Genomic DNA, 19,306 nt, shown 5'->3' with positions numbered 1-19,306 from the left:
GCCGGATGCGAAGCCTGTCGCAAGCAATGCTGATTCTCGCGGCGCTTTCCGCGCCGCCTCGGGCCGAACCCGTCCTGTCGCTGGCCGGAACGATGCCCGCCTCGGGCGACTATGGCGAGGTGATCGGGGCCATGCGGGAAATGCGCCTTTCCAGCACCTCGATCCTGTTGCGGTCGGACGATTTCGACCGGGGTAACGGCTATGACCCGATGGACGACTGGCCCGCCATTGCCAATCAGGTCTATCCGGCCCTCGACATCCGGTTGCACCTGACGCTGGCCGTGATCGACACAGTGGCCGACCGGCGCCCCGCCGACCTGCGCGACCGCCCGTGGGACGACCCCGAGACGGTGGCCCGATTCAATGCCTTCCTGACCGAGGTGCTGACCCGGATGGCGGATGTCGACCTGATCGCGATTTCCATCGGGAACGAGGTGGATGCCACGCTCACCGATGCGACGCGGCCCGCCTACGCCCGATTTTTCGCCGCCACCCGCGCCCATGCCAGAACCCTCCGCCCGGATGTGCCGGTGACCGTGACGCAGACCTATGCGGGCCTCATGGCCACGCCGGGCGCGCGCGAACTGGCGAATCTGGGGGACGGATGGGCGGTGACCTACTATCCGCTGGAGCCCGATTTCACGGTGCGCGACCCCGACACCGTGCCCACCGACATGGCGGGCTTGCGGTCACTGGCGACACCGCCGATCTGGCTGGTGGAGGCGGGCTTTCCGTCCGACGGCTGCGGTGCGGGGTCGCCTGCGGCACAGGCCCGGTTCTTCGATCTGGTCCTGGAAGAGACCCGCGATTTCGCTTTCGTCAACCTGACCTGGAGCCACGACATCGGCGACGCCGAAGTCGAGACCTATACCGAATACTACGGAGTCGGGACGCCCTGCTTTGCGCGCTATCTCGGCTCGCTCGGCCTGAAAGCTTCGGACGACCGGCCGAAGCCCGCGTTCGACGCGATGGTGCGCAGGGCAAGGTAAGGGAAACCTGACTGTCGCGATCGGTGACCTGGGGGCAGACTGCCCGCAAAACAGGCGTTTTGCAAACTGGTCCCGGAGGCTTCGATGCCCACATCCCTTGTCGTTCTTTTTCCCCTGACCCTGATCGTCGTCGCCGGCGGTCTGGCGGCGTTGCAGGCCCCGATGAACGCGGCCCTCGGCAAGGCCCTGGGCAGTCCGATGGCGGCGGCGACGGTGTCGTTCGGCGTGGGCTTCGCGTTCCTGCTGTTCCTGACGATGATCACGGGCGACGGCCGCACGTTGGCCCGGGCGGGGTCGGTCAATTTCTGGCTGCTGCTCGGCGGCTTTCTGGGCGCGTTCTATGTCTGGGCGATCCTCTGGTCGGTTCCGACGCTGGGCATCGTCACGGTCGTTTCGGCCATGATCCTGGGGCAGCTGGTCGTCGCGCTGACGCTGGATGCCTGGGGGCCTTTCGGCCTGCCGGTCCACGAGGTGACGCCGCAACGCCTGATCGCGGTGGTCTTGGTGGGGGGTGGGCTTGTCCTGTCACGGCTCTGATGGATCTGGCGACGGGTTGGCCCCGCAGATCAGCACCGCCACCCGCTCGCCCGCTGACGGCACGTAGGCACCGGAGGTCAGCACGGCGAGGGCGCAGGCCCCCGACGGCTCGACCCATTGGCGCAGATCCCGCCACAGCACCTGCCGTGCCTCCGCAATTGCGGCATCCGGCACGGTGACGGAGGCGATGCCCTGTGCCTGCGCCAGGCCAAAGCAGATGTCGCCAACCCGGCGCGCCCCCAGGGCGTCGGCGGCGATCCCGCTGACCGGGACGTCGACAGGGTGCCCGGCGGCCAGCGCGGCGTTCAGGGCGCAGGACGTCTCGGGCTCCACCGCGACGACCTTGCGCCGACCGGCCAGGCAGGCCAGCGACCCGGCGATCAGGCCACCGCCGCCGACCGCGATCAGGATCGTGTCCGCCTCCAGCCCCTGCGCCTCCCATTCCGCCATCAGCGTGCCCTGCCCCGCGACGGTCGGCACGGCGTCATAGGCATGGATCTGCATCGCGCCTGTCTCTGCCTCATGCGCCCGGGCCCGCTCCATCGCATCTGCATAGAGCCCCGGCACCACGTGGCATGTCGCCCCCGACCTTTCGATCAGGGCGATCTTGGACGGGCTCGACACCTCGGGCACGAAGATATGCGCAGGGTATCCCAGTTGCGCGGCGGCATAGGCGACGGCGGCCCCATGGTTGCCACCCGACGCGGCGACGACACCGGCGGCAGGCACGTCGGCGGACAGAAGCGTGTTGAACGCCCCGCGTGCCTTGAAGCTGCCGCTGTGCTGCATCTGCTCGAACTTCAACCAGAGGTCGTGCCCGCCAAGGGTCATCCGCGCTGCGGGTGTCTGCCGGATGTGGCCCGCGATGCGCGCCCGCGCGGCCGTGATCTCTGCTTGCCAATCCATGATGCACCTTTCCGTTCGGGCTGTTACACCCCTCTCAAACAAAGGACGCAAGAGCAGGACCATGACCGATCAGCACCGAACCCACCCGCTTCGCGAAGCCCGCGAAGACAGCCGCACCGCGCGCACCGTTCCCGACACGCCCCAGACCCGCAGCCCGGCCTATCGGCTGGCATTTGCGGACGAGGATTTCCTGTGCCGCGATGATCTGCGTCCCGTCCGCCTTCAACTTGAGCTGTTGAAGACCGGTCTTCTGATGGACGAGGCAGAAGTGGAATCGACGGTCGTCCTGTTCGGCGGCGCGCGCATTCCCCGGCCCGCCGACAAGGCGACCGCACGGACCGAGACGCTGCGCGCGTTGAGCCAGCAATACGACGAGGCGCGCCGCTTCGCCAAACTGGTGACCGAACATTCGATGGCCGCCTCGGGCGGGCGCCGGAACGTCATCGTCACGGGCGGTGGCCCCGGCGTGATGGAGGCGGGCAACCGGGGCGCGGCGGACGCGGGCGGCCGGTCCATCGGCCTCAACATCGTGCTGCCCCATGAACAGGCGCCGAATGAATATGTCACCCCCGAGCTGTCGTTCAACTTCCATTATTTCGCGATCCGAAAGATGCACTTCCTGATGCGGGCCAGCGCGATCTGCGTCTTTCCGGGCGGTTTCGGCACGCTGGACGAACTGTTCGAGGCGCTGACCCTGATCCAGACGGGCCGGATGGAGCGTGTGCCGGTCCTTCTGTTCGGCGAATCCTTCTGGCGCAGCATCGTCAATTGGGACGCGCTGGAGGAAGCGGGAACCATCGGGGCCGACGACCTGGCGCTGTTCCGCTTTGTCGAGACGGCCGAAGACGCGATCGAGCTGATTGAAAACTGGCCCCTGCCCCGCACCCGGCGGGAGTTTCACCGCTAACCGGTGCCGATCAGGATGCCCGCCGCAAGGACCAGCGCGCCGCCCACCACGACCTGAAGGGTGGCGCGCCAGAACGGCGTCTCCATGTAGCGGTTCTGGATCCAGGCAATCGCCCAAAGCTCCACGAAGACGACGGCGATGGCGATGGCCGTGGCCAGCCCGAATTGCGGGATCAGATAGGGCATGGCGTGGCCCAGGCCGCCGATGGTCGTCATCACCCCGGCGGCAATGCCCCGCTTGATCGGAGAGCCCCGGCCCGACAACTGCCCGTCATCGGAGGCGGCTTCGGTAAAGCCCATGGAAATGCCCGCGCCGACGCTGGCGGCAAGCCCGACAAGGAACGTCGTCCAGGTGTCCTGAGTGGCAAAGGCGACGGCGAAGATCGGCGCAAGGGTCGAGACGGAGCCATCCATCAGGCCGGCCAGACCCGGCTGCACCCAAGTCAGCACGAACTGCCGGTGGGCGCGCTCGTCCTCGACCTCGCGCGCTTCGGGGGTCAGGGTCTTGGCGGTCAGGGCATCGGCCCGCGCCTCGTGCCCTGCCTCGGCCGCGGCCAGATCGCCCAGAAGCTTGCGCGTCGCCGGGTCGCTGCTGCGCTGCGCGGCCTTGATATAGAAGTGGTGCGCCGCGTTCTCCATCGCCGAGGCTTCGGCCCGGATCCGGTCAAGGCCCAGATTCTCGGTCAGCCAGATGGGTTTGCGCGCATAGAAACCCGCGACGTGCTCGCGCCGGATCAGCGGAATGACCTTGCCGAAGCGTTCGGCGTGCAGGTCGATCAGGCGGCGGCGGTGATTGTCTTCCTCGGCGGCCATGGCGTCGAAGACGGTCGCGCTGTCTGGAAAGTCGGTCCGAAGGCGTTCGGCAAAGGTGCGATAGATGCTGGCATCGTCTTCCTCGGCCGAGATGGCGAGGGCCAATATCTCCTGCTCCGAAAGGTCGGCAAAGCGGCGGCGGTTCGAGAATCCGTAGAACATGACCCGATGTTGCGCCTGCGCGCGATCCTGCGCAAGCGCGGGCAGGTCTTGGCCGACGGCGAATATCCGCGAATTGTCCCCGGCCACCCGCGCCCCCAGATCAGGTGGGCAGGACGGAATGCCTGCGATGTGTCGAAAAGGAGATGTGCATGACACCCTTCAAGACTGCCGCAACCTTGACCACGGGCCTGTTTCTGGCGCTGACGGCGCCCGCGATGGCCCAGACGATGAAGATCGATGACGACGGATGGTCGCTGAATTCACCGTCGGAATCCTCAGGCGCGCCGGTGAGCATCGATGACGATGGCTGGTCGCTGGACGACAAGTCCGAAGTCCAGGGCCTGAACGAACGTGTCGGAACGCCGGGCGATTGCACCGCGCTGGAAACCTCTGCCGGGCTGGCCGGAGAGGCCTGCGGCCAGATGACCCGGGGCGAGTTGATCCGGATGCTCGACGGCTGACGTGACATGACGAGTTTCGCCGGGCCGTCCCCCTAGCGGCCGGGCGAAGGGGCGGACGGGTTGGTGGCGAGTTGGCCCGTCCGCGCACCTCCGGGACGTGATCGGACCAAGCCGGTCACGTCCCGCTTTTGGGAAGATCGCCCTCTGCAAAAAAGTGAACTGTTCGGTTCAGTTTTATCTTGACCGTCCCTGTATCGGCCTCTAGGTCTGAATTACGAACTAAACTGTTCGGTTCAATTTAAGGAGCGCCGCAATGACGAAGACACTTCTGAGCACCAGCCTGGTTGCATCGCTGATCGCCCTCTCGGCCCTGCCCGCGGCAGCCGATCGCATGGTCATCGACGACGACCGCTGGTTCATGGCCGATGACCGCCCCTCTGGTCCCGCCATCGAGATCGAAGACGACTACTGGCGTCTGATCGATGCGCCCGAAACCGCGTCCCAACGGGATGCGGGCGGCATTCCCGGAGACTGTTCCGGCCTCGAGTCTTCGGCCGGACTGAGTGGTGCCGACTGCGGAACGTTGTCACGCGCCGAGGTGATCCAGATCCTCGCGAACGACTGACACCGATTGCCCCCTCTCCCCCGGGGGCATGTCGGGCGGGGTCTTCCCCGGGGTCCCGCCCGACCCCTTTTCCCTCAACCCAAGGATACGACATGAAACCGATCATTGCCCTGCTGACTGCCGTCACTCTTCTCGCTTCCGGACCCGCGAGCGCCCGGTCGGGCGGTGGCGTCACGCTTCCGCATCTGACCTTCCCCAACGACGATTCCGGATCGCAAGTCACGACCATCATCCGGTCGAATCGCGGTCGATAAGGGCGTCTGAACGCCCGATGACGCGGGGTCGCTTGCATCTGCAGGCGGCCCCGTTTGCCGTTCGCCTTGTGCGACGGCTGCTTCGTCTATAATTTCAGCGCAAATGGGGTTCACAACATGAATGACGTCTCGCCGATCAAACGGGGCCGCAAGTTCGACCAGGTGCTCGAAGGCGCGCGGGCGGTGTTCATGGCCGACGGCTATGAAGGGGCGAGCGTCGACAACATCGCACGTGCCGCCGGTGTGTCGAAGGCAACGCTATACAGCTATTTCCCCGACAAACGCCTGTTGTTCATGGAAGTCGCCAAATGCGAATGCGGCCTCCAGATCGAGGAGGCCGATGCCATCCTGAGCGACGACAGCGATCCGCGCGAAGTGCTATGCGTGGCCGCCGAACGGATGTTGGGGTTCTTCCTGTCCGATTTCGGCCAGTCGATCTTTCGCATGTGCGTCGCCGAATCCGACCGTTTCCCGGAACTGGGCCGCGAATTCTATGAAACCGGGCCCAAGCTGTTTCGCGAACGGATGGTCGAATACATGCGCTGCGCCGTCGCCGACGGTGAGTTGGCCATCGACGATCTGGAACTGGCGGCGGACCAGTTCGCCGAACTCTGCAAGGCGAACCTGTTCCCCGAGATGGTATTCGGGATCCGCAAGACCACGACCGCAGCCGAGCGCAAGCGCGTCATCGACGGCGCGGTCGAGACCTTCATGGCCCGCTACGGCGTCTGACCGATCAGGCCGGTTTGGTGCTTGCCGTCACGTAGTTGACCGACAGGTCGCGTTCGGACAGGCGCCAGCTCCACCCCAATGGATTGAACACGAACCCCATGCGGTCGACCGGCGTCAGCCCCGCCTTGCGGATCAGGTCGAACAATTCGTCGGGGGTGATGAACTTCGACCATTCATGGGTGCCCTTGGGCAACCAGCGCATGACATGCTCCGCCCCGATGATCGCCATGACATAGCTTTTCGGATTACGGTTCAGGGTCGAGCAGATCATCAGGCCGCCCGGGCGCAAAAGCTGCTGACAGGCGGTCAGATAGGCCAGCGGGTCGGACACATGCTCCACCACCTCCATGTTCAGGACGACATCGAAGGGCGGCTCACCCGCCTCGACCAGCGCCTCGGCGGAGGTATGGCGATAGTCGATCGTCAGGCCGGATTGTTCGGCATGGGCTTGTGCGACCGGGATGTTGCGCCCGGCGGCATCGACACCCACGACCGTCGCCCCCAAACGCGCCATCGGTTCCGACAGAAGCCCGCCACCGCAACCGATGTCGAGGATGCGCAGCCCGGCGAAGGGGGTCTCGGACGTCAGGTCGCGATCGAACTCCCCCGCGATCTGCGTGGTGATATAGTCCAGACGGCAGGGGTTGAGCATGTGCAGCGGCTTGAACTTGCCGTTCGGATCCCACCACTCGGCGGCCATGGCCTGGAACTTGGCGATTTCGGCGTCGTCGATGGTCGTCGTCATGTCATCCTCTTTCGTATGTTTGCCGGTGGTGGCCGGGCAGCGACAGTCTATATAGGGCGAAATGGATCGGAGTCCGCATCAGACCAGCGCCAACGCGCTCTACCCGCCCATCGACCCGTTCGACCAGCGAACGCTCGATGTCGGCGACGGGCATCACATCTATGTGGAGCAATGCGGCAACCCCGACGGTTTGCCCGTGGTGGTGCTGCACGGCGGCCCCGGCGGCGGATGCAGCCCGATGATGCGGCGCTTCTTCGACCCGTCCATCTGGCGCGTAATCCTGTTCGACCAACGCGGATGCGGACGGTCGCGGCCCCATGCCAGCGTGCAGAACAACACGACCTGGCATCTGGTGCGCGACATTGAACTGATCCGCGAGACGTTGGAAATCGACCGCTGGGCCGTCTTCGGCGGAAGCTGGGGCGCGACGCTTGGCCTGATCTACGGCATCACGCATCCGGACCGGGCGGCCAGCCTGATCCTTCGGGGCGTCTTCCTGATGGAAGATCGCGAACTCGACTGGTTCTATGGGGGCGGCGCGGGGGCCTTCTGGCCCGACCAATGGGCACGCTTCACCGGGATGATTCCGGAGGACGAGCGTCAAGACCTGATCGCGGCCTACAACCGCCGGATGTTCGACACACCGCCACACGACCAGATCCGTTTCGCGCGGGCCTGGGCGGCCTGGGAAAACGCGCTGGCGTCGGTCGGGTCGCAGGGCCATTCGGGAGAACCGGGGGGCGAGTATGCCCGCGCCTTCGCCCGCCTCGAAAACCATTATTTCACCCACAAGGGCTGGCTCGATCATGATGGCTGGATCCGGGACAACCTGGATCGTCTCAAGGGCATTTCCGGTGTCATCGTGCAGGGGCGGTTCGACATGATCTGTCCACCGCTATCGGCACATCTGCTGGCGCAGGGCTGGTCCGACGCCAAGCTGGAGATCGCGCCCTTCGCGGGCCATGCCCTGTCCGAGCCCGGTATCGCCGACCGGCTGGTGGCGGCAACCGACCGGATCGGGCGGGCAAACGCGGGACAGTTGCGCTTCTGACAACCGCTCCGATATGAGGGCCGAAGAATTTCAGGTGACCATTCGGAGAAGGCGGCATGCAGATCGACGACACCAGATTACCGGGGGTGAAACTTCTGACGCCCCGCCGGTTCGGCGACGCACGCGGCTTTTTCGCCGAGACGTGGAACGCCCGGACCTTTGCCGAGATCGGCGTCGATGCGACCTTCGTGCAGGACAACCATTCCCTATCGGAAGCCATCGGCACCTTGCGCGGCCTGCACTTCCAGGCGCCGCCCGATGGGCAGGGGAAACTGGTGCGCTGCGGGCGTGGTTGCCTGTTCGATGTGGCGGTCGACATCCGCCGCGGCTCGCCCACCTATGGCCAGTGGATCGGCGAGGAGTTGAGCGCGGCAAACGGCAAGATGCTCTGGATCCCCGAAGGCTTCGCCCATGGGTTCATCACCCGCGAACCCGCCACTGAAATCGTTTACAAATGCACCGACTTCTATGCGCCCGCCTCCGATGGTGCGGTCCGTTGGGACAGCTGCGGCATCGACTGGGATCATGAGGGCGATGTGATCCTTTCGGACAAGGACGCCGCCGCCCCGGCGCTGGCCGATTTCGTCAGCCCGTTCACCTGGGAAGGTTGAGCCATGAAGATCATCGTCACCGGCGGCGCCGGGTTCATCGGGTCCGCCGTCGTCCGCCAGGCCGTGCGTGAGGGCCTTGAGGTCGTTAACCTCGATGCGCTGACCTATGCGGCCTGCCTCGACAACGTGGCCTCGGTCTCGAATGCGCCGAACTACAGCTTCGTGAAATGCGACATCACCGACCGGGCCGCCGTTGACGCGGTGTTCGACGAACACGCGCCGGACGCCGTGATGCACCTCGCTGCCGAAAGCCACGTCGACCGCTCCATCGACGGCCCCGGGGCCTTTATCGAGACGAATGTGATGGGCACCTACAACCTGCTGGAAGCCGCGCGCGCCAGTTGGGCCGCCCAGGGCAAGCCCGAGGGCTTCCGCTTTCACCACATCTCGACGGACGAGGTCTTCGGCTCCTTGGGTGAAACCGGGCAGTTCACCGAAGACACGCCCTATGACCCGCGCAGCCCCTATTCGGCCTCCAAGGCGGCCAGCGACCACCTGGTCCGCGCTTGGCACGAAACCTATGGCCTGCCCGTGGTCCTGACCAATTGCTCCAATAACTACGGGCCGTTCCACTTCCCCGAAAAACTGGTCCCGGTCGTCATCCTGAACGCGCTGCACGGTCGGCCCATTCCGATCTATGGCAAAGGCGAGAACGTGCGTGACTGGCTCTATGTCGAAGATCACGCTGATGCCCTTCTGACGGTCTTGCGGCGCGGCGAACTGGGGCGCAGCTATAACATCGGCGGCGAGAACGAGGCGCGCAATATCGACCTGGTGCAGATGATCTGCGCCCTGCTCGACAGGATGCAGCCGCGCGAAAGCGGCTCCTATGCCGACCTCATTACCTATGTGACCGACCGGCCCGGACACGACGCGCGCTATGCCATCGACCCCACACGGATCAGCACCGAATTGGGCTGGCGGCCTTCGGTGACGTTGGAACAGGGTCTGGAAAAGACCGTCCGCTGGTATCTGGACAACGAAGCCTGGTGGCGGCCCCTGCTGGAGCGGGACGGCGTGGGCAACCGATTGGGGACGAAGGCCTGAGCGATCCGAGGCGGCAGGGACAGGTTGAGCGGCACCATGACCGTGCCGATCATCAGGTCAGCGCCGCTTTGCACATCGACTCCGCAGCGCCATGTGACGCAAGGCTGCGGGGTCTGCGGTCAGTTCACCGCACGCGCCAGGCCGAACGCCGACCCCACGATGGCGAAGACCGTCTGTGCCGTCGTCACCGGGCTTTCGGTGACATAGACCAGATCCTTGGGCATCACCTGGAAGTTGCGCGCCGAAAACAGGCCGTCCGCGCTTGTCAGATCGAGGGTGAAAACCACGCGCTGCTGACGCGGGCCCCGCGTTCCCGCCGACAGGGCAGACGTCGGATATTCGCGCAGGATCAGGATGCCCTTCGGATTCGCCCGTGTATCGTTCACGCCGCCAATGATCGACACGGCGTCCATGGCACTGACGGTGTCCTTGGTGAAGGCGTGCAAGGCTTCGTTCCCCGCCGCGCCGACCGACAGGAAGTAGCGATCATCTTCCTCCACGATCACCCGATCCCCACTGGCCAGCAAGGTATCCAGGTTCGGCTCCTCATAGAGCCGGTCCATCGAGGTGCCATAAACGCGCGAGCCGCGCTGTAGCCGGATCTGGGGGTTCTTCAGGGCATTGGACACGCCGCCGCCCGCCGCGATCAGGCTGAGCACGGTGAAGTTGCGATCCGGCATCGGGAAGGCCCCGGGCTGGTTCACACCGCCGACCAGGTCGACGGAATTGCCCCGGCCCTCGACCATGTCGAGCTGCACCTGTGCCGACGGCGAGACGGCAATCACCGCCGTCTGCACCCGCGTCCGCGCGGATTCAGGCGAGGACCCGGCGATGTTCACGTTCCCGATGTAAGGCACGAACACCGATCCCGCAGGAGACACCCGCAGCGATTCCAGCACTGTTCGTTGTCCATCCTCGGGCACGAGAAGCGAATTCACATCGCTGTCCCAGATCGTGATGGTCACGGAATCCCCCGCGCGCACCACCCGGCTGTTGGAGCCCTCGCTGGCCGTGATCCACCCGTAGCCACGGGCCCCGACCGCTGGCCACTGCTGCACCGAGGGCAAGAGCGCGCGGGTCACGGCATAGACGGCGAAGTCGGCATTGTCCTGCTGATCCGCCGACAGGACTTCGGATTGGAGCGCTGCCCCACGCGGCAGCTCGCACGCGGCAAGCCCGACCGCGCATGTCATCGCGGCCAACAGACGGATCATCGGTGTCATATTTTTCTCGTACGGCAGTTCCCCCGTGACCGGCGCTGGCAGGCAACCGATCACCGGGTCACGATAGAGAAGACCGCCCCGGCGTCAACGCAGCCTTGCGAAAGACTTGCGCAAATACCGGCCGAACGCCCGAAAAACAGGCGCTGAATTGCCAGAATCGTTACCATCATCTAAGGACACTGTGTTTCCTGAAGCGGATCGATTTAGTCCGTTGGCAGAAACAAAGGGGAAAGAACCTTTTTGTTAACCGTTTTCCTGTTCTGTCATCCCGACGGAGCACCACGAATTAAGAGTCGAAGTCATATCGATGCGCATTTTCAAACAGCCTGACAGTGTTCTCAAAGGGCTGAGCCGTCGGAAGAAATACGCGTTCTTCCTGCTCATGGACACGTTGTTCATCCCGTTTGCGCTGGCGACGACGCTGATGATGGCACCCCTGCCGTGGAACGCCCCGAGCGCGGGGATGATCCTTCTGGTCGCGGGACCGGCCCTGGCCCTTATCGGGGCCCTGCTTCTGGTGGCGATGCGGATCCCGGCGATTCAACTGGTGGAATTCGACGGCGACGCGATCCTGCGAATCGGTGTGATCGCCGCCGTGCTGGCCACAGTGGGCACGGCACTGGCCGTCGGCGTCGGCGTCGAGCTGCCCCGGTCGGCGTTCTTCGTGTTTGCCATGGTCCTGTGGCTGTCCATCGCGGTGTCGCGGGTCATCATGTTGCAGGTCGTTCTGGCGATCTACCGACGCAGCAACACCGCGATCCGTGTCCTGATCTATGGCGCCGGATCGACCGGGACGCAGCTTGTCCAGGCTTTCCGAAGCCACCACGACATCGACCCGGTCGCCTTCGTCGACGACAACCCGGCACTTCAGGGGCTGACCATTGCCGGTTTGCCGGTCCATACGCCGATACGCATCGCCGAAATCGCGCGGGACAAGCGGATCGACCGGGTTCTTCTGGCGGTGCCGTCCCTCAGCCCGCCGAAGCAGGCCCGCATTGCGCGGCGGCTTCAGCGCCTCGGCCTCGAGGTGCAATCGCTGCCGTCCTTCTCCCAGTTGATCGGCACCGAAGCCCTGATCGATCGATTGGAAACGCTGAAGCCGAAGATGTTCCTCAACCGCGACGAGGTGAAGGCACCGCTGCTCGAGGGGGCCGATTCCTACACCGGCAAATCCGTGATGGTCAGCGGCGCGGGTGGCTCCATCGGCTCCGAACTCTGCCGCCAGCTTCTGGAATGCCGTCCCCGTCGCCTCGTCCTGTTTGAGCTGAGCGAAATCGCCTTGTTCACCGTGCATCAGGAATTGCGCGGCACGGCCGCGGAACTTCATGTCGAACTGATCCCCGTCCTGGGGTCGGTGACCGACGGCCGTCAGGTGCGTCAGGTTCTGGCGCAGCACGTGGTCGAAGTCGTCCTGCATGCCGCGGCCTACAAGCACGTCGCCCTCGTGCAGCAGAACCCCCTGGCCGGTATCGCGAATAACGTTCTGGGAACGCATACGCTGGCCACCGCGGTCGTCGAGGCCGGGGTCGAGCGGTTCATCCTGATCTCGTCGGACAAGGCCGTGCGACCCCGGGGCGTGATGGGCGCGACCAAGCGCCTGGCCGAATTGGTGGTGCAGGACATCGCCCAGCGCACGCCCGAAGGGGGCACCGTCCTGTCGATGGTCCGCTTCGGCAATGTCCTGGGCTCCTCCGGGTCGGTCGTGCCGATCTTTCACGACCAGATCCGTCGCGGCGGTCCCGTGACCGTGACGCACCCCCATGTCACCCGCTATTTCATGACCATCGAGGAGGCCGCGCGCCTTGTGCTGCGCGCCGGCTCCATGGCCGAAGGCGGCGAGGTCTTCCTTTTGGACATGGGCAATCCGGTCAAGATCCTCGACCTCGCGATCCAATCGATCGAGGCGGCGGGATATACCGTCCGCTCCGAAGACAATGCGCAGGGCGACATCTCGATCCGCTTCACCGGCCTGCAACCGGGTGAAAAGCTGCATGAAGAGCTTTTCTTCGACGGCTCCGAACTGCCGACGACGCACACGAAAATCTTCCGTGTCCGGGAACCGGCCCTGTCCGAATTCGTGATCGCGCGGATGCTTCGCAATCTGCGCCAGGCCCTCGCCAGCGGCGACGGAAGCGCCGCCATCGATATCATGGCCGAACAGGTCGAGGGCTTCCGTGGCGACCAGAAGACAGTGCCGCCCATCGAACCCGGGCGCATGCTCTAGGCGCGACGGTTTGACAGGGCGCTCCCCCTGGGTCACGACAGCCCCATGACCACAGCACTCGTCACCGGTTCGGCCGGGTTCATCGGCTATCATCTCTGCGACCGGCTGCTGTCGCTCGGCTGGACGGTCATCGGCGTCGACAACCTGTCGGAGTACTATGACCCGGACTTGAAACGCCGCCGCCATGCCCGCCTGGGCAAGGGGTTCACACCGATCATCGGCGACATCGCGACACCGGGCTTGCTGACCGATCTGATGGGCGCGCATGCTCCACAGGTCGTCATCCACCTGGCCGCGCAGGCCGGTGTGCGGCACTCCATCGAGGCACCGCGCGACTATGTCGAGGCGAACCTGCTCGGCACCTATGAACTGCTCGAAGCCGCCCGCGCGCATCCGCCGAAGCACATGCTGATGGCCTCCACCTCTTCGGTCTATGGCGCGGGCACCGACATGCCCTACCGCGAGGTTCAGAAAGCCGATGCGCAGATGTCGTTCTACGCCGCCACCAAGAAGGCGAACGAGGCGATGGCCCACAGCTATGCGCATCTCTATGCGCTGCCGATCACGATGTTCCGATTCTTCACGGTCTACGGACCATGGGGACGCCCCGACATGGCGTTGTTCAGGTTCGTGCGCGCCATCGAGGCCGGTGAGGCGATCGACGTCTACAATCACGGCAGGATGCGTCGGGATTTCACCTTCGTCAGCGACCTTGTCGCGGGCCTGACCGGCCTGATCGATCGCATTCCCGGCGACACCCCGGTCTCGGAACGCGACAGTCTCAGCCCCGTCGCACCGCACCGCATCGTCAACATCGGCAACGGCGAACCCGTTGAGCTTGGCCGGTTCATCAACGCCATCGAGGCCGCCCTGGGCAAGACCGCCCGTCGCAACCTGATGGACATGCAGCCGGGCGATGTCCCCGCCACATGGGCCGATACCGGCCTTCTGACAGACCTGCTGGGTCATCCGCTGCCGCGCACCGACATTCAGGACGGCGTCCGGGCCTTCGTCGACTGGTACCGCGCCGAACAGGCGTGACACCGCGCCGCCATTTGCGCAAAGGTGACCCACCGATACCACCCGAGGACGCCATGGCCATGCTTCTGTTCCAGGTTCCCGATGCTCCGATCCTCCAGATCGCGGACGAGGACAGCTATTTCCCAGTGAACCGCGTCTTTTGCGTCGGACGGAACTATGCCGCCCACGCCGCCGAGATGGGGAACGAAGTCGACCGCGAAGCGCCGTTCTACTTTACCAAGTCCCCGGCCTCGGTCACCAGGTCGGGCGCGACCCTGCCCTATCCGCCGGAAACCAGCGACTACCACCACGAGGTCGAGTTCGTTCTGGCCATCGGCAGCCCTGTTTTTCGCGCCGGCCGCGAAACGGCCAATGGCGCGATCCTGGCCTATGGCGTCGGCCTCGACATGACGCGGCGCGACCTTCAGGGGCTGGCCAAGGACAAGCGTCGGCCCTGGGATCTGGGCAAGGACGTCGAAGGCTCCGCAATCCTGGCGCCGATGACACGCGCCGAAACTTTCGGCCCGGTGGGATCGCAGCGCATCGCGCTCACCGTGAATGGCAACCTGCGGCAGGAGGGGCATCTATCGGACATGATCCACGATTGTGCCGCCATCGTCGCGGACCTGTCGCGGTTCTATCATCTGGTGCCCGGCGATATCATCATGACCGGCACGCCGTCGGGCGTTGGGCCGGTCGTCGCCGGGGACGTGATCGAGGGGACGGTCGATGGGCTGACCCCGGTCACCCTGACCCTCACCGAAGCGGAATAGCGTCAGAGGTCGACACCGCCATCCATCAGCCGCCGCCGCACCGACGCCGGGGGACCAAGGCCGAAACCGCCCCGCAGGATGGCCTCGGCCGCGCGCATATCGCGGCGCATCGCCATCTGCGCCGCCTTGGCCAGGGTGAACGCGACCGCACCGTAATAGCTGACCCGTCGATGTCGCCGGACGAATTTCATCCGGGCCCGGTGCTTGAACCATTCCGAGAACGCCGAGGCCGCTTGCCCCGGCTTGGGTGAACCGATGGAGGTGCCTGCGCGGTGCCGGACAACGGCGCTTGGGCAATACAGCAGCGGCAGGGGCCCGGCGCTCAGCGCCCAATCCACTTCCTCGTAATACAGGAAATAGTCCTCGGGCATGGGTCCGGCCTGACGCAGGAAATCGCGACTGACCACCATGCTGGCCCCGGTCACGAAATCGACCGCCTCCGGGTCGGGCGGAGGCGCATCGGCGGGCGCGCCCTGGTTTAGGTTGCGCGTCTGGCCCGTCCGCCAATCGATGGTGCCCCCGTCGATCTGCACGTTCCCCGGCGGATCGGCATAGACGACGCGCCCCCCGATCATCCCGAACACCGTGCCATCTGCATGGGTCGCAAAGGCCGCCGCCGTCCCCTGCGGCACCAGCGTATCGGGGTTCAGCACCCAGAACCGGTCCAGACCCGTGTCGCCCACAAGCACCGACAGCCCGTGGTTCACGCCAAAGGCAAATCCACCGTTCCGGCCCGTCGGCGACCAGAGGAGGCGATGCGGCGACGGTACCGAAATCGCGCCCACGACGGCCTCCGTGTCGTCCGGCGACGCGTTGTCGGCCACCACGATGGACAGGCCCACGTCCCGCGACGCGAGCAGGGTTTCGAGGCACTCGCCGATCACTTCGGCAGCCCCATGGGTCACGATCACGACACCAAGTCGGGGCAGCGGGCTCATGTGGCGCGGCGGCCCAAGGCGGGGCGGGGCGCCCCCGGTGCAAAGCGCGTATAGGTCGGCGCCTTGCGGCCCGATGGTTGCGGCGCGGGTGACACGTCACCGTCGTCCGCCGCCCCCGGTTGCAACAGCCAGGCCGTCGCTCCGATCACAAACATCACGAAGGAGAAGACGTTTCCCCAGATATGAACCGTCGCGAGGGTGAAACTGAGACCGAGGAACGTGAAGACGCAGGCGCGGCGGATGTGAAGGATCGGACTGTCCGGCCCCAGCTTCAACGTCATCAGCCCGCGCAGGTGCATGATCCAGCCGGCCGCCATGAAGAAGAAGCCGGGCACGCCGTAGCGAACCCCCATCACCAGCCAGAAGTTGTCCATGGAACCGGAATACATATAGCTCGGCCGGACCCAGTCGTTCAGGCCGAGGCCGAACCAGATGCTGGAGGGGATATCGTTCTCGGCGCTGCCGAAGATGTTCATCATGCCCCATTCGAAGATGATCGAGCGCCAATAGGCCGTGTGGGACGAGAAGGTCGCATAGCTCATGAACACCCGGATCGGCGAGCGCGTCGACAGGATGTCGATGGCCAGATAGGCCGCCACGAACATTCCGAACAGCAACCACCACCGCCATTCGATCCGGGCGAAGATGACCGCCCAGGCGATCAGGCCGAATTGCAGCGCGATCGCCAGGAACGCCCCCGAAGACAGGGCCAGAAAGCCGGCGAATGCAACCAGACCACCGATCAGCAGCCGACGCTTCTGTCCCATCACCCCCTTGAGGGCGACAAAGGCCATGGAGAAGACGACCGAACAATAAAGGCCCAGATGGATGGGGTGGGCAAAGACCAGCTGCGCCCTTTCGAGGCCAAGGCGTTTGTCGGCATAGACGTTGGCAAGGGTCTGTATCCCCGGCAACTTGCCGATTGTCTCAAGCAGGTAGGGTGTCCCCGACCGGACCTCGGCCAGGGTGAACGGCAGGAGCAACAGGACGCTCAGGATCAGGAACCGACACAGGGCGATGAAGTCGGCCCGCGTGCGGATGCAGGCGCGGGCCAGCACATAGCCGCCCAGAAATTCCATTCCGACAGACGGGGCCTGCTGGATGACGCGGTCGGGGTTGTTGACGGCCAGCGCCAGCGCCAGCCAGATGACATGCCCGAGGAATAGCCAATCGGTCGGCAGCACCCGACCATAGTGGCCGGCCAACATGCGCACCGTCATCGGCAGCGTGGTGAGCAGAAGCAGGATGCGCAGCGTCGTCAGGTGGATCGATCCGACGTTGACCGCCATCGGGACTAGCACCGTCAACAGATAGAGCACGACCAGCCAATGCAGTCGCGCGCGCTCGGTCCCCGCCGACAGCGGGGTCGCCTGAGCCGAGGCGAATGTCACGGGCGATACCGGAACTGCGTCGGGGCGATTTCCGAGAAGTCGTTGCCGTTCGCCGTCAATTCGAACGCCTCGACCCGGCCGGCAAAACTGTCATGTGTCCCGAACGGATTGCCGAAGCTGAGACCCCAGGCATTGCGCGCGGGCAACTGCCCGGTCATCGTCACCTCTTTCAGGACCACGCCATCGGCATCGAGCAGGCGCAGCAGTCCGTCGGGACCGGCATAGGTCACGCTGAATTCCACCGGATCGCCCCGGAAAAGGCGCGTTGCAGGCCCTTGCATCCGGATCGTCCGTCCGCCGTCGGTATGCACCTCGACGTTGATGACCCCCCGCCCGTCAGCCCAGACCTTCAGAGCCTGATGCAGGCGAATGATCTCGCCCGCACCGCGGTAATTGTCGTCGGATGCGACCCGCAGGCGCAGCTGAAACCCGGAGGCGTCATAGAGCGGGGCCGTCATCGCACGCGACAGGACCAGCGGATTGACCGTATTGCCGACATGGATCACCGGCCCGCCGACCAGATGTTCGAGCGGCGGATTTCCGGCGCCGCCATCGGCCAGAATGACCCCATCCTCGGGGACGAACCTGATGGTGCCCGCCAGTTCATGCGGGATGGAAACCGCATCCTCCGGAGCCTCCAGATCGAGCGTTTTCGCCAGCGCGACCAGATAGGGGGCCCCGACTTCGCTGCCGTCGAGCACCCCGCCCGGACGCGCCACGAAATCCTCGACCCGCGCGGCCCGTGTCGGATGGGCGCTGTTGAAGACGCGGTCGAAATGATCTTCCTGCCCCGGCAGGATGTCCTGAACCAGCGTGTTGCCCACGACGACCCAATCCTCGTGCCAGGTCGCATCCGGAACCTTGTGCGCCACATTGCCCAGGATCAACACATCCTTGGCAAGCTCGCTCACCCGGATCTGCGGCGTCCAGAGGCCCGGATTGTGCTCCGCCCCTTCGGCAAAGGCCGTGCGCACGACGGTATTGCGGCGGATCGTCAACCCGTTGACAGCGCCCACCGAGATACCGTGCAGATGCGCGTTGATGACGACGTTCCCCTCGATCACCACGTCGCGGTAGAACATGCGCGCCCCCGCCTGCCCGGTGTCCACCATCTCGTTGCGCATGAAGATCGACTGCGTCCAGTAGCCGCCGCCCGCATTCAGGATGTTGTCGCGGATGACGATCTGGCGGCTCGGCTCGTCGGTGCCGCGCGTCCAGAACTGGATCATGTCGGGATGGTCGTCGCTCGCCTCGGAGCGGGCAAAGTCGCGCAGGTGGTTCTCGATGATGCGGATATCTTCGACCTGGGCGAAGTTCATCCCGTCGGACCGCATCGAATGGAAGAGGTTGCCCTGGATCAGGGCATCGCTGACCCGCGCGACGATCAGACCGCGCTCCATGTTCCGAAATTCGCTGTTGGTCAGCCGAAGCCCACGAGTGTCTTCCACCACCAGGCCCAGGCCCCAGTATTCGTTGCCACCGCCCTGAACTGGCCGCTCGGCCCCATCGAAGAGCATGTCGGTCAGACCGATCTCTGCGGCACCCTCGATGCGAAAGCTGGCGCGGTCGGCCAACGGCCCGGACACCAGATCAAAGACCAGACCGTCCAGCTTCAGATTTGCCGCACCGTCGATCAGCGCCTCGTTGAACACCGGGCGGTCGCCACGGTCGGCGGCCCGCAGGGTGATCGGAGCCGTGTCCGTACCGCCGCGCGTGATATGGAGTGCGGGATAATCCCCGGGCAAAAGATCCAGAACATCGCCCGGCTGGGCCTGCGCCAAGGCGTCGACAAGTGTGTCGGGCATCACTTCGACGGTGCGCGCCGAAACCGGCAACGTCAGGAATACCAGCGCCAGAATGGCGCGGGGGATGAGTTGCAAGATCATTGCCTGCTCCGTGCCCGGCCTTTGCCGGTCTGCTGCTCTGACCCTCTATCGGGGCCAATTGCGGCAACTTTA

Annotated in this window: 19 protein-coding genes; 12 read left to right on the top strand and 7 right to left on the bottom strand. The window is 65.1% G+C overall.

The genetic code is table 11. From position 1 onward, the window contains the following. Positions 1-26: 26 nt before the first annotated feature. Both BM002_RS16965 and BM002_RS16960 read left to right on the top strand, forming a co-directional pair. Positions 27-989 (top strand): glycoside hydrolase 5 family protein, encoded by a 963-nt coding sequence (locus BM002_RS16965; protein WP_092784123.1) that lies wholly within the window; start codon positions 27-29, stop codon positions 987-989. 84 nt (positions 990-1,073) lie between these two features. Beyond that, positions 1,074-1,526: a DMT family transporter gene (locus tag BM002_RS16960; protein ID WP_092784120.1), complete on the top strand. Its 453-nt coding sequence runs from the start codon at positions 1,074-1,076 to the stop codon at positions 1,524-1,526. Here the strand turns inward: BM002_RS16960 and BM002_RS16955 are convergent. Then, positions 1,515-2,432 carry a threonine/serine dehydratase gene (locus BM002_RS16955; RefSeq protein ID WP_092784117.1) on the bottom strand — a complete coding sequence of 306 codons (918 nt, stop codon included), beginning with the start codon at positions 2,430-2,432 and terminating at the stop codon, positions 1,515-1,517. The genes BM002_RS16960 and BM002_RS16955 overlap by 12 nt on opposite strands. Before the next feature lie 61 nt (positions 2,433-2,493). Here BM002_RS16955 and BM002_RS16950 point away from each other — a divergent pair, with 61 nt between their 5' ends. Further along, a complete protein-coding gene (locus BM002_RS16950; protein WP_092784115.1) occupies positions 2,494-3,339 on the top strand; it encodes an LOG family protein in 846 nt (281 codons plus the stop codon). On the opposite strand, the gene mbfA is transcribed toward BM002_RS16950, so the two are convergent. Next, positions 3,336-4,313, bottom strand: a complete 978-nt coding sequence (mbfA, locus tag BM002_RS16945) for an iron exporter MbfA (protein WP_092784322.1) — start codon at positions 4,311-4,313, stop codon at positions 3,336-3,338. The genes BM002_RS16950 and mbfA overlap by 4 nt on opposite strands. A 149-nt stretch (positions 4,314-4,462) precedes the next feature. Between mbfA and BM002_RS16940 the strand changes: the two genes are divergently transcribed. The 3 genes from BM002_RS16940 (at position 4,463) to BM002_RS16930 (ending at position 6,325) form a co-directional block, all read left to right on the top strand. Continuing rightward, positions 4,463-4,774: a hypothetical protein gene (locus BM002_RS16940; RefSeq protein ID WP_139212406.1), complete on the top strand. Its 312-nt coding sequence runs from the start codon at positions 4,463-4,465 to the stop codon at positions 4,772-4,774. A 253-nt stretch (positions 4,775-5,027) separates the two neighbouring features. Further along, positions 5,028-5,339, top strand: coding sequence for a hypothetical protein (locus BM002_RS16935; RefSeq protein ID WP_092784109.1), 312 nt, complete (start codon positions 5,028-5,030; stop codon positions 5,337-5,339). Between the two features lie 371 nt (positions 5,340-5,710). Then, entirely contained in the window at positions 5,711-6,325 is a 615-nt protein-coding gene (locus BM002_RS16930; protein ID WP_092784106.1) for a TetR/AcrR family transcriptional regulator, read from the top strand. A gap of 4 nt (positions 6,326-6,329) precedes the next feature. Here the strand turns inward: BM002_RS16930 and ubiG are convergent, their stop codons facing one another. Then, complete coding sequence (gene ubiG / locus BM002_RS16925; RefSeq protein ID WP_092784103.1) at positions 6,330-7,070, bottom strand: bifunctional 2-polyprenyl-6-hydroxyphenol methylase/3-demethylubiquinol 3-O-methyltransferase UbiG; 741 nt, start codon at positions 7,068-7,070, stop codon at positions 6,330-6,332. 61 nt (positions 7,071-7,131) lie between these two features. On the opposite strand from ubiG, the gene pip reads away from it, so the two are divergent. Genes pip through rfbB form a run of 3 tightly spaced genes read left to right on the top strand, consistent with a single transcriptional unit; the run spans position 7,132 to position 9,779 of the window. Then, positions 7,132-8,121: a prolyl aminopeptidase gene (gene pip / locus BM002_RS16920; RefSeq protein ID WP_092784099.1), complete on the top strand. Its 990-nt coding sequence runs from the start codon at positions 7,132-7,134 to the stop codon at positions 8,119-8,121. A 56-nt stretch (positions 8,122-8,177) separates the two neighbouring features. Next, a complete protein-coding gene (rfbC, locus tag BM002_RS16915) occupies positions 8,178-8,732 on the top strand; it encodes a dTDP-4-dehydrorhamnose 3,5-epimerase (protein WP_092784096.1) in 555 nt (184 codons plus the stop codon). A gap of 3 nt (positions 8,733-8,735) precedes the next feature. Beyond that, positions 8,736-9,779, top strand: coding sequence for a dTDP-glucose 4,6-dehydratase (rfbB, locus tag BM002_RS16910; protein WP_092784093.1), 1,044 nt, complete (start codon positions 8,736-8,738; stop codon positions 9,777-9,779). Positions 9,780-9,898: 119 nt separating this feature from the next. Here rfbB and BM002_RS16905 read toward each other — a convergent pair whose 3' ends face one another. After that, positions 9,899-11,002 (bottom strand): polysaccharide biosynthesis/export family protein, encoded by a 1,104-nt coding sequence (locus BM002_RS16905; protein WP_092784319.1) that lies wholly within the window; start codon positions 11,000-11,002, stop codon positions 9,899-9,901. A 307-nt stretch (positions 11,003-11,309) separates the two neighbouring features. Here BM002_RS16905 and BM002_RS16900 point away from each other — a divergent pair, with 307 nt between their 5' ends. The 3 genes from BM002_RS16900 to BM002_RS16890 are packed head-to-tail and all read left to right on the top strand — an operon-like array spanning position 11,310 to position 15,019. Further along, positions 11,310-13,226 (top strand): polysaccharide biosynthesis protein, encoded by a 1,917-nt coding sequence (locus tag BM002_RS16900; protein WP_245749307.1) that lies wholly within the window; start codon positions 11,310-11,312, stop codon positions 13,224-13,226. A 45-nt stretch (positions 13,227-13,271) separates the two neighbouring features. Further along, the gene (locus BM002_RS16895) at positions 13,272-14,267 is read left to right on the top strand and encodes an NAD-dependent epimerase/dehydratase family protein (protein ID WP_092784090.1); all 996 of its coding nucleotides are present in this window, start codon (positions 13,272-13,274) and stop codon (positions 14,265-14,267) included. A gap of 53 nt (positions 14,268-14,320) precedes the next feature. Next, positions 14,321-15,019, top strand: coding sequence for a fumarylacetoacetate hydrolase family protein (locus tag BM002_RS16890; protein WP_092784087.1), 699 nt, complete (start codon positions 14,321-14,323; stop codon positions 15,017-15,019). A 2-nt stretch (positions 15,020-15,021) separates the two neighbouring features. Here the strand turns inward: BM002_RS16890 and BM002_RS16885 are convergent, their stop codons facing one another. The 3 genes from BM002_RS16885 to BM002_RS16875 are packed head-to-tail and all read right to left on the bottom strand — an operon-like array spanning position 15,022 to position 19,234. Beyond that, positions 15,022-15,957 carry a glycosyltransferase family 2 protein gene (locus tag BM002_RS16885; protein ID WP_092784084.1) on the bottom strand — a complete coding sequence of 312 codons (936 nt, stop codon included), beginning with the start codon at positions 15,955-15,957 and terminating at the stop codon, positions 15,022-15,024. Further along, on the bottom strand, positions 15,954-17,348 hold the full coding sequence (locus tag BM002_RS16880; protein ID WP_092784081.1) for an O-antigen ligase family protein: 1,395 nt from the start codon (positions 17,346-17,348) through the stop codon (positions 15,954-15,956). Before BM002_RS16880 ends, BM002_RS16885 begins: the two co-directional genes overlap by 4 nt. After that, positions 17,345-19,234 (bottom strand): right-handed parallel beta-helix repeat-containing protein, encoded by a 1,890-nt coding sequence (locus BM002_RS16875; RefSeq protein WP_092784078.1) that lies wholly within the window; start codon positions 19,232-19,234, stop codon positions 17,345-17,347. Before BM002_RS16875 ends, BM002_RS16880 begins: the two co-directional genes overlap by 4 nt. Between the last annotated feature and the right edge of the window lie 72 nt (positions 19,235-19,306).

This window comes from Jannaschia pohangensis (genome assembly GCF_900113875.1).
GTDB lineage: Bacteria > Pseudomonadota > Alphaproteobacteria > Rhodobacterales > Rhodobacteraceae > Jannaschia > Jannaschia pohangensis.
The sequence above is the reverse complement of the archived record's forward strand: the minus strand, read 5'-3'. Positions and strand labels throughout refer to the sequence as shown.

Excerpts from the sequence above, each read along its gene's own strand:
- BM002_RS16875 (WP_092784078.1), bottom strand. The coding sequence starts at position 19,234 with ATGATCTTGCAACTCATCCCCCGCGCCATTCTGGCGCTGGTATTCCTG.
- BM002_RS16885 (WP_092784084.1), bottom strand. The coding sequence starts at position 15,957 with ATGAGCCCGCTGCCCCGACTTGGTGTCGTGATCGTGACCCATGGGGCT.
- rfbB (WP_092784093.1), top strand. The coding sequence starts at position 8,736 with ATGAAGATCATCGTCACCGGCGGCGCCGGGTTCATCGGGTCCGCCGTC.
- BM002_RS16955 (WP_092784117.1), bottom strand. The coding sequence starts at position 2,432 with ATGGATTGGCAAGCAGAGATCACGGCCGCGCGGGCGCGCATCGCGGGC.
- ubiG (WP_092784103.1), bottom strand. The coding sequence starts at position 7,070 with ATGACGACGACCATCGACGACGCCGAAATCGCCAAGTTCCAGGCCATG.
- BM002_RS16965 (WP_092784123.1), top strand. The coding sequence starts at position 27 with ATGCTGATTCTCGCGGCGCTTTCCGCGCCGCCTCGGGCCGAACCCGTC.
- BM002_RS16895 (WP_092784090.1), top strand. The coding sequence starts at position 13,272 with ATGACCACAGCACTCGTCACCGGTTCGGCCGGGTTCATCGGCTATCAT.
- BM002_RS16935 (WP_092784109.1), top strand. The coding sequence starts at position 5,028 with ATGACGAAGACACTTCTGAGCACCAGCCTGGTTGCATCGCTGATCGCC.
- BM002_RS16930 (WP_092784106.1), top strand. The coding sequence starts at position 5,711 with ATGAATGACGTCTCGCCGATCAAACGGGGCCGCAAGTTCGACCAGGTG.
- BM002_RS16940 (WP_139212406.1), top strand. The coding sequence starts at position 4,463 with ATGACACCCTTCAAGACTGCCGCAACCTTGACCACGGGCCTGTTTCTG.
- mbfA (WP_092784322.1), bottom strand. The coding sequence starts at position 4,313 with ATGTTCTACGGATTCTCGAACCGCCGCCGCTTTGCCGACCTTTCGGAG.
- pip (WP_092784099.1), top strand. The coding sequence starts at position 7,132 with ATGGATCGGAGTCCGCATCAGACCAGCGCCAACGCGCTCTACCCGCCC.
- BM002_RS16890 (WP_092784087.1), top strand. The coding sequence starts at position 14,321 with ATGGCCATGCTTCTGTTCCAGGTTCCCGATGCTCCGATCCTCCAGATC.
- BM002_RS16960 (WP_092784120.1), top strand. The coding sequence starts at position 1,074 with ATGCCCACATCCCTTGTCGTTCTTTTTCCCCTGACCCTGATCGTCGTC.
- BM002_RS16905 (WP_092784319.1), bottom strand. The coding sequence starts at position 11,002 with ATGACACCGATGATCCGTCTGTTGGCCGCGATGACATGCGCGGTCGGG.
- BM002_RS16950 (WP_092784115.1), top strand. The coding sequence starts at position 2,494 with ATGACCGATCAGCACCGAACCCACCCGCTTCGCGAAGCCCGCGAAGAC.
- rfbC (WP_092784096.1), top strand. The coding sequence starts at position 8,178 with ATGCAGATCGACGACACCAGATTACCGGGGGTGAAACTTCTGACGCCC.
- BM002_RS16900 (WP_245749307.1), top strand. The coding sequence starts at position 11,310 with ATGCGCATTTTCAAACAGCCTGACAGTGTTCTCAAAGGGCTGAGCCGT.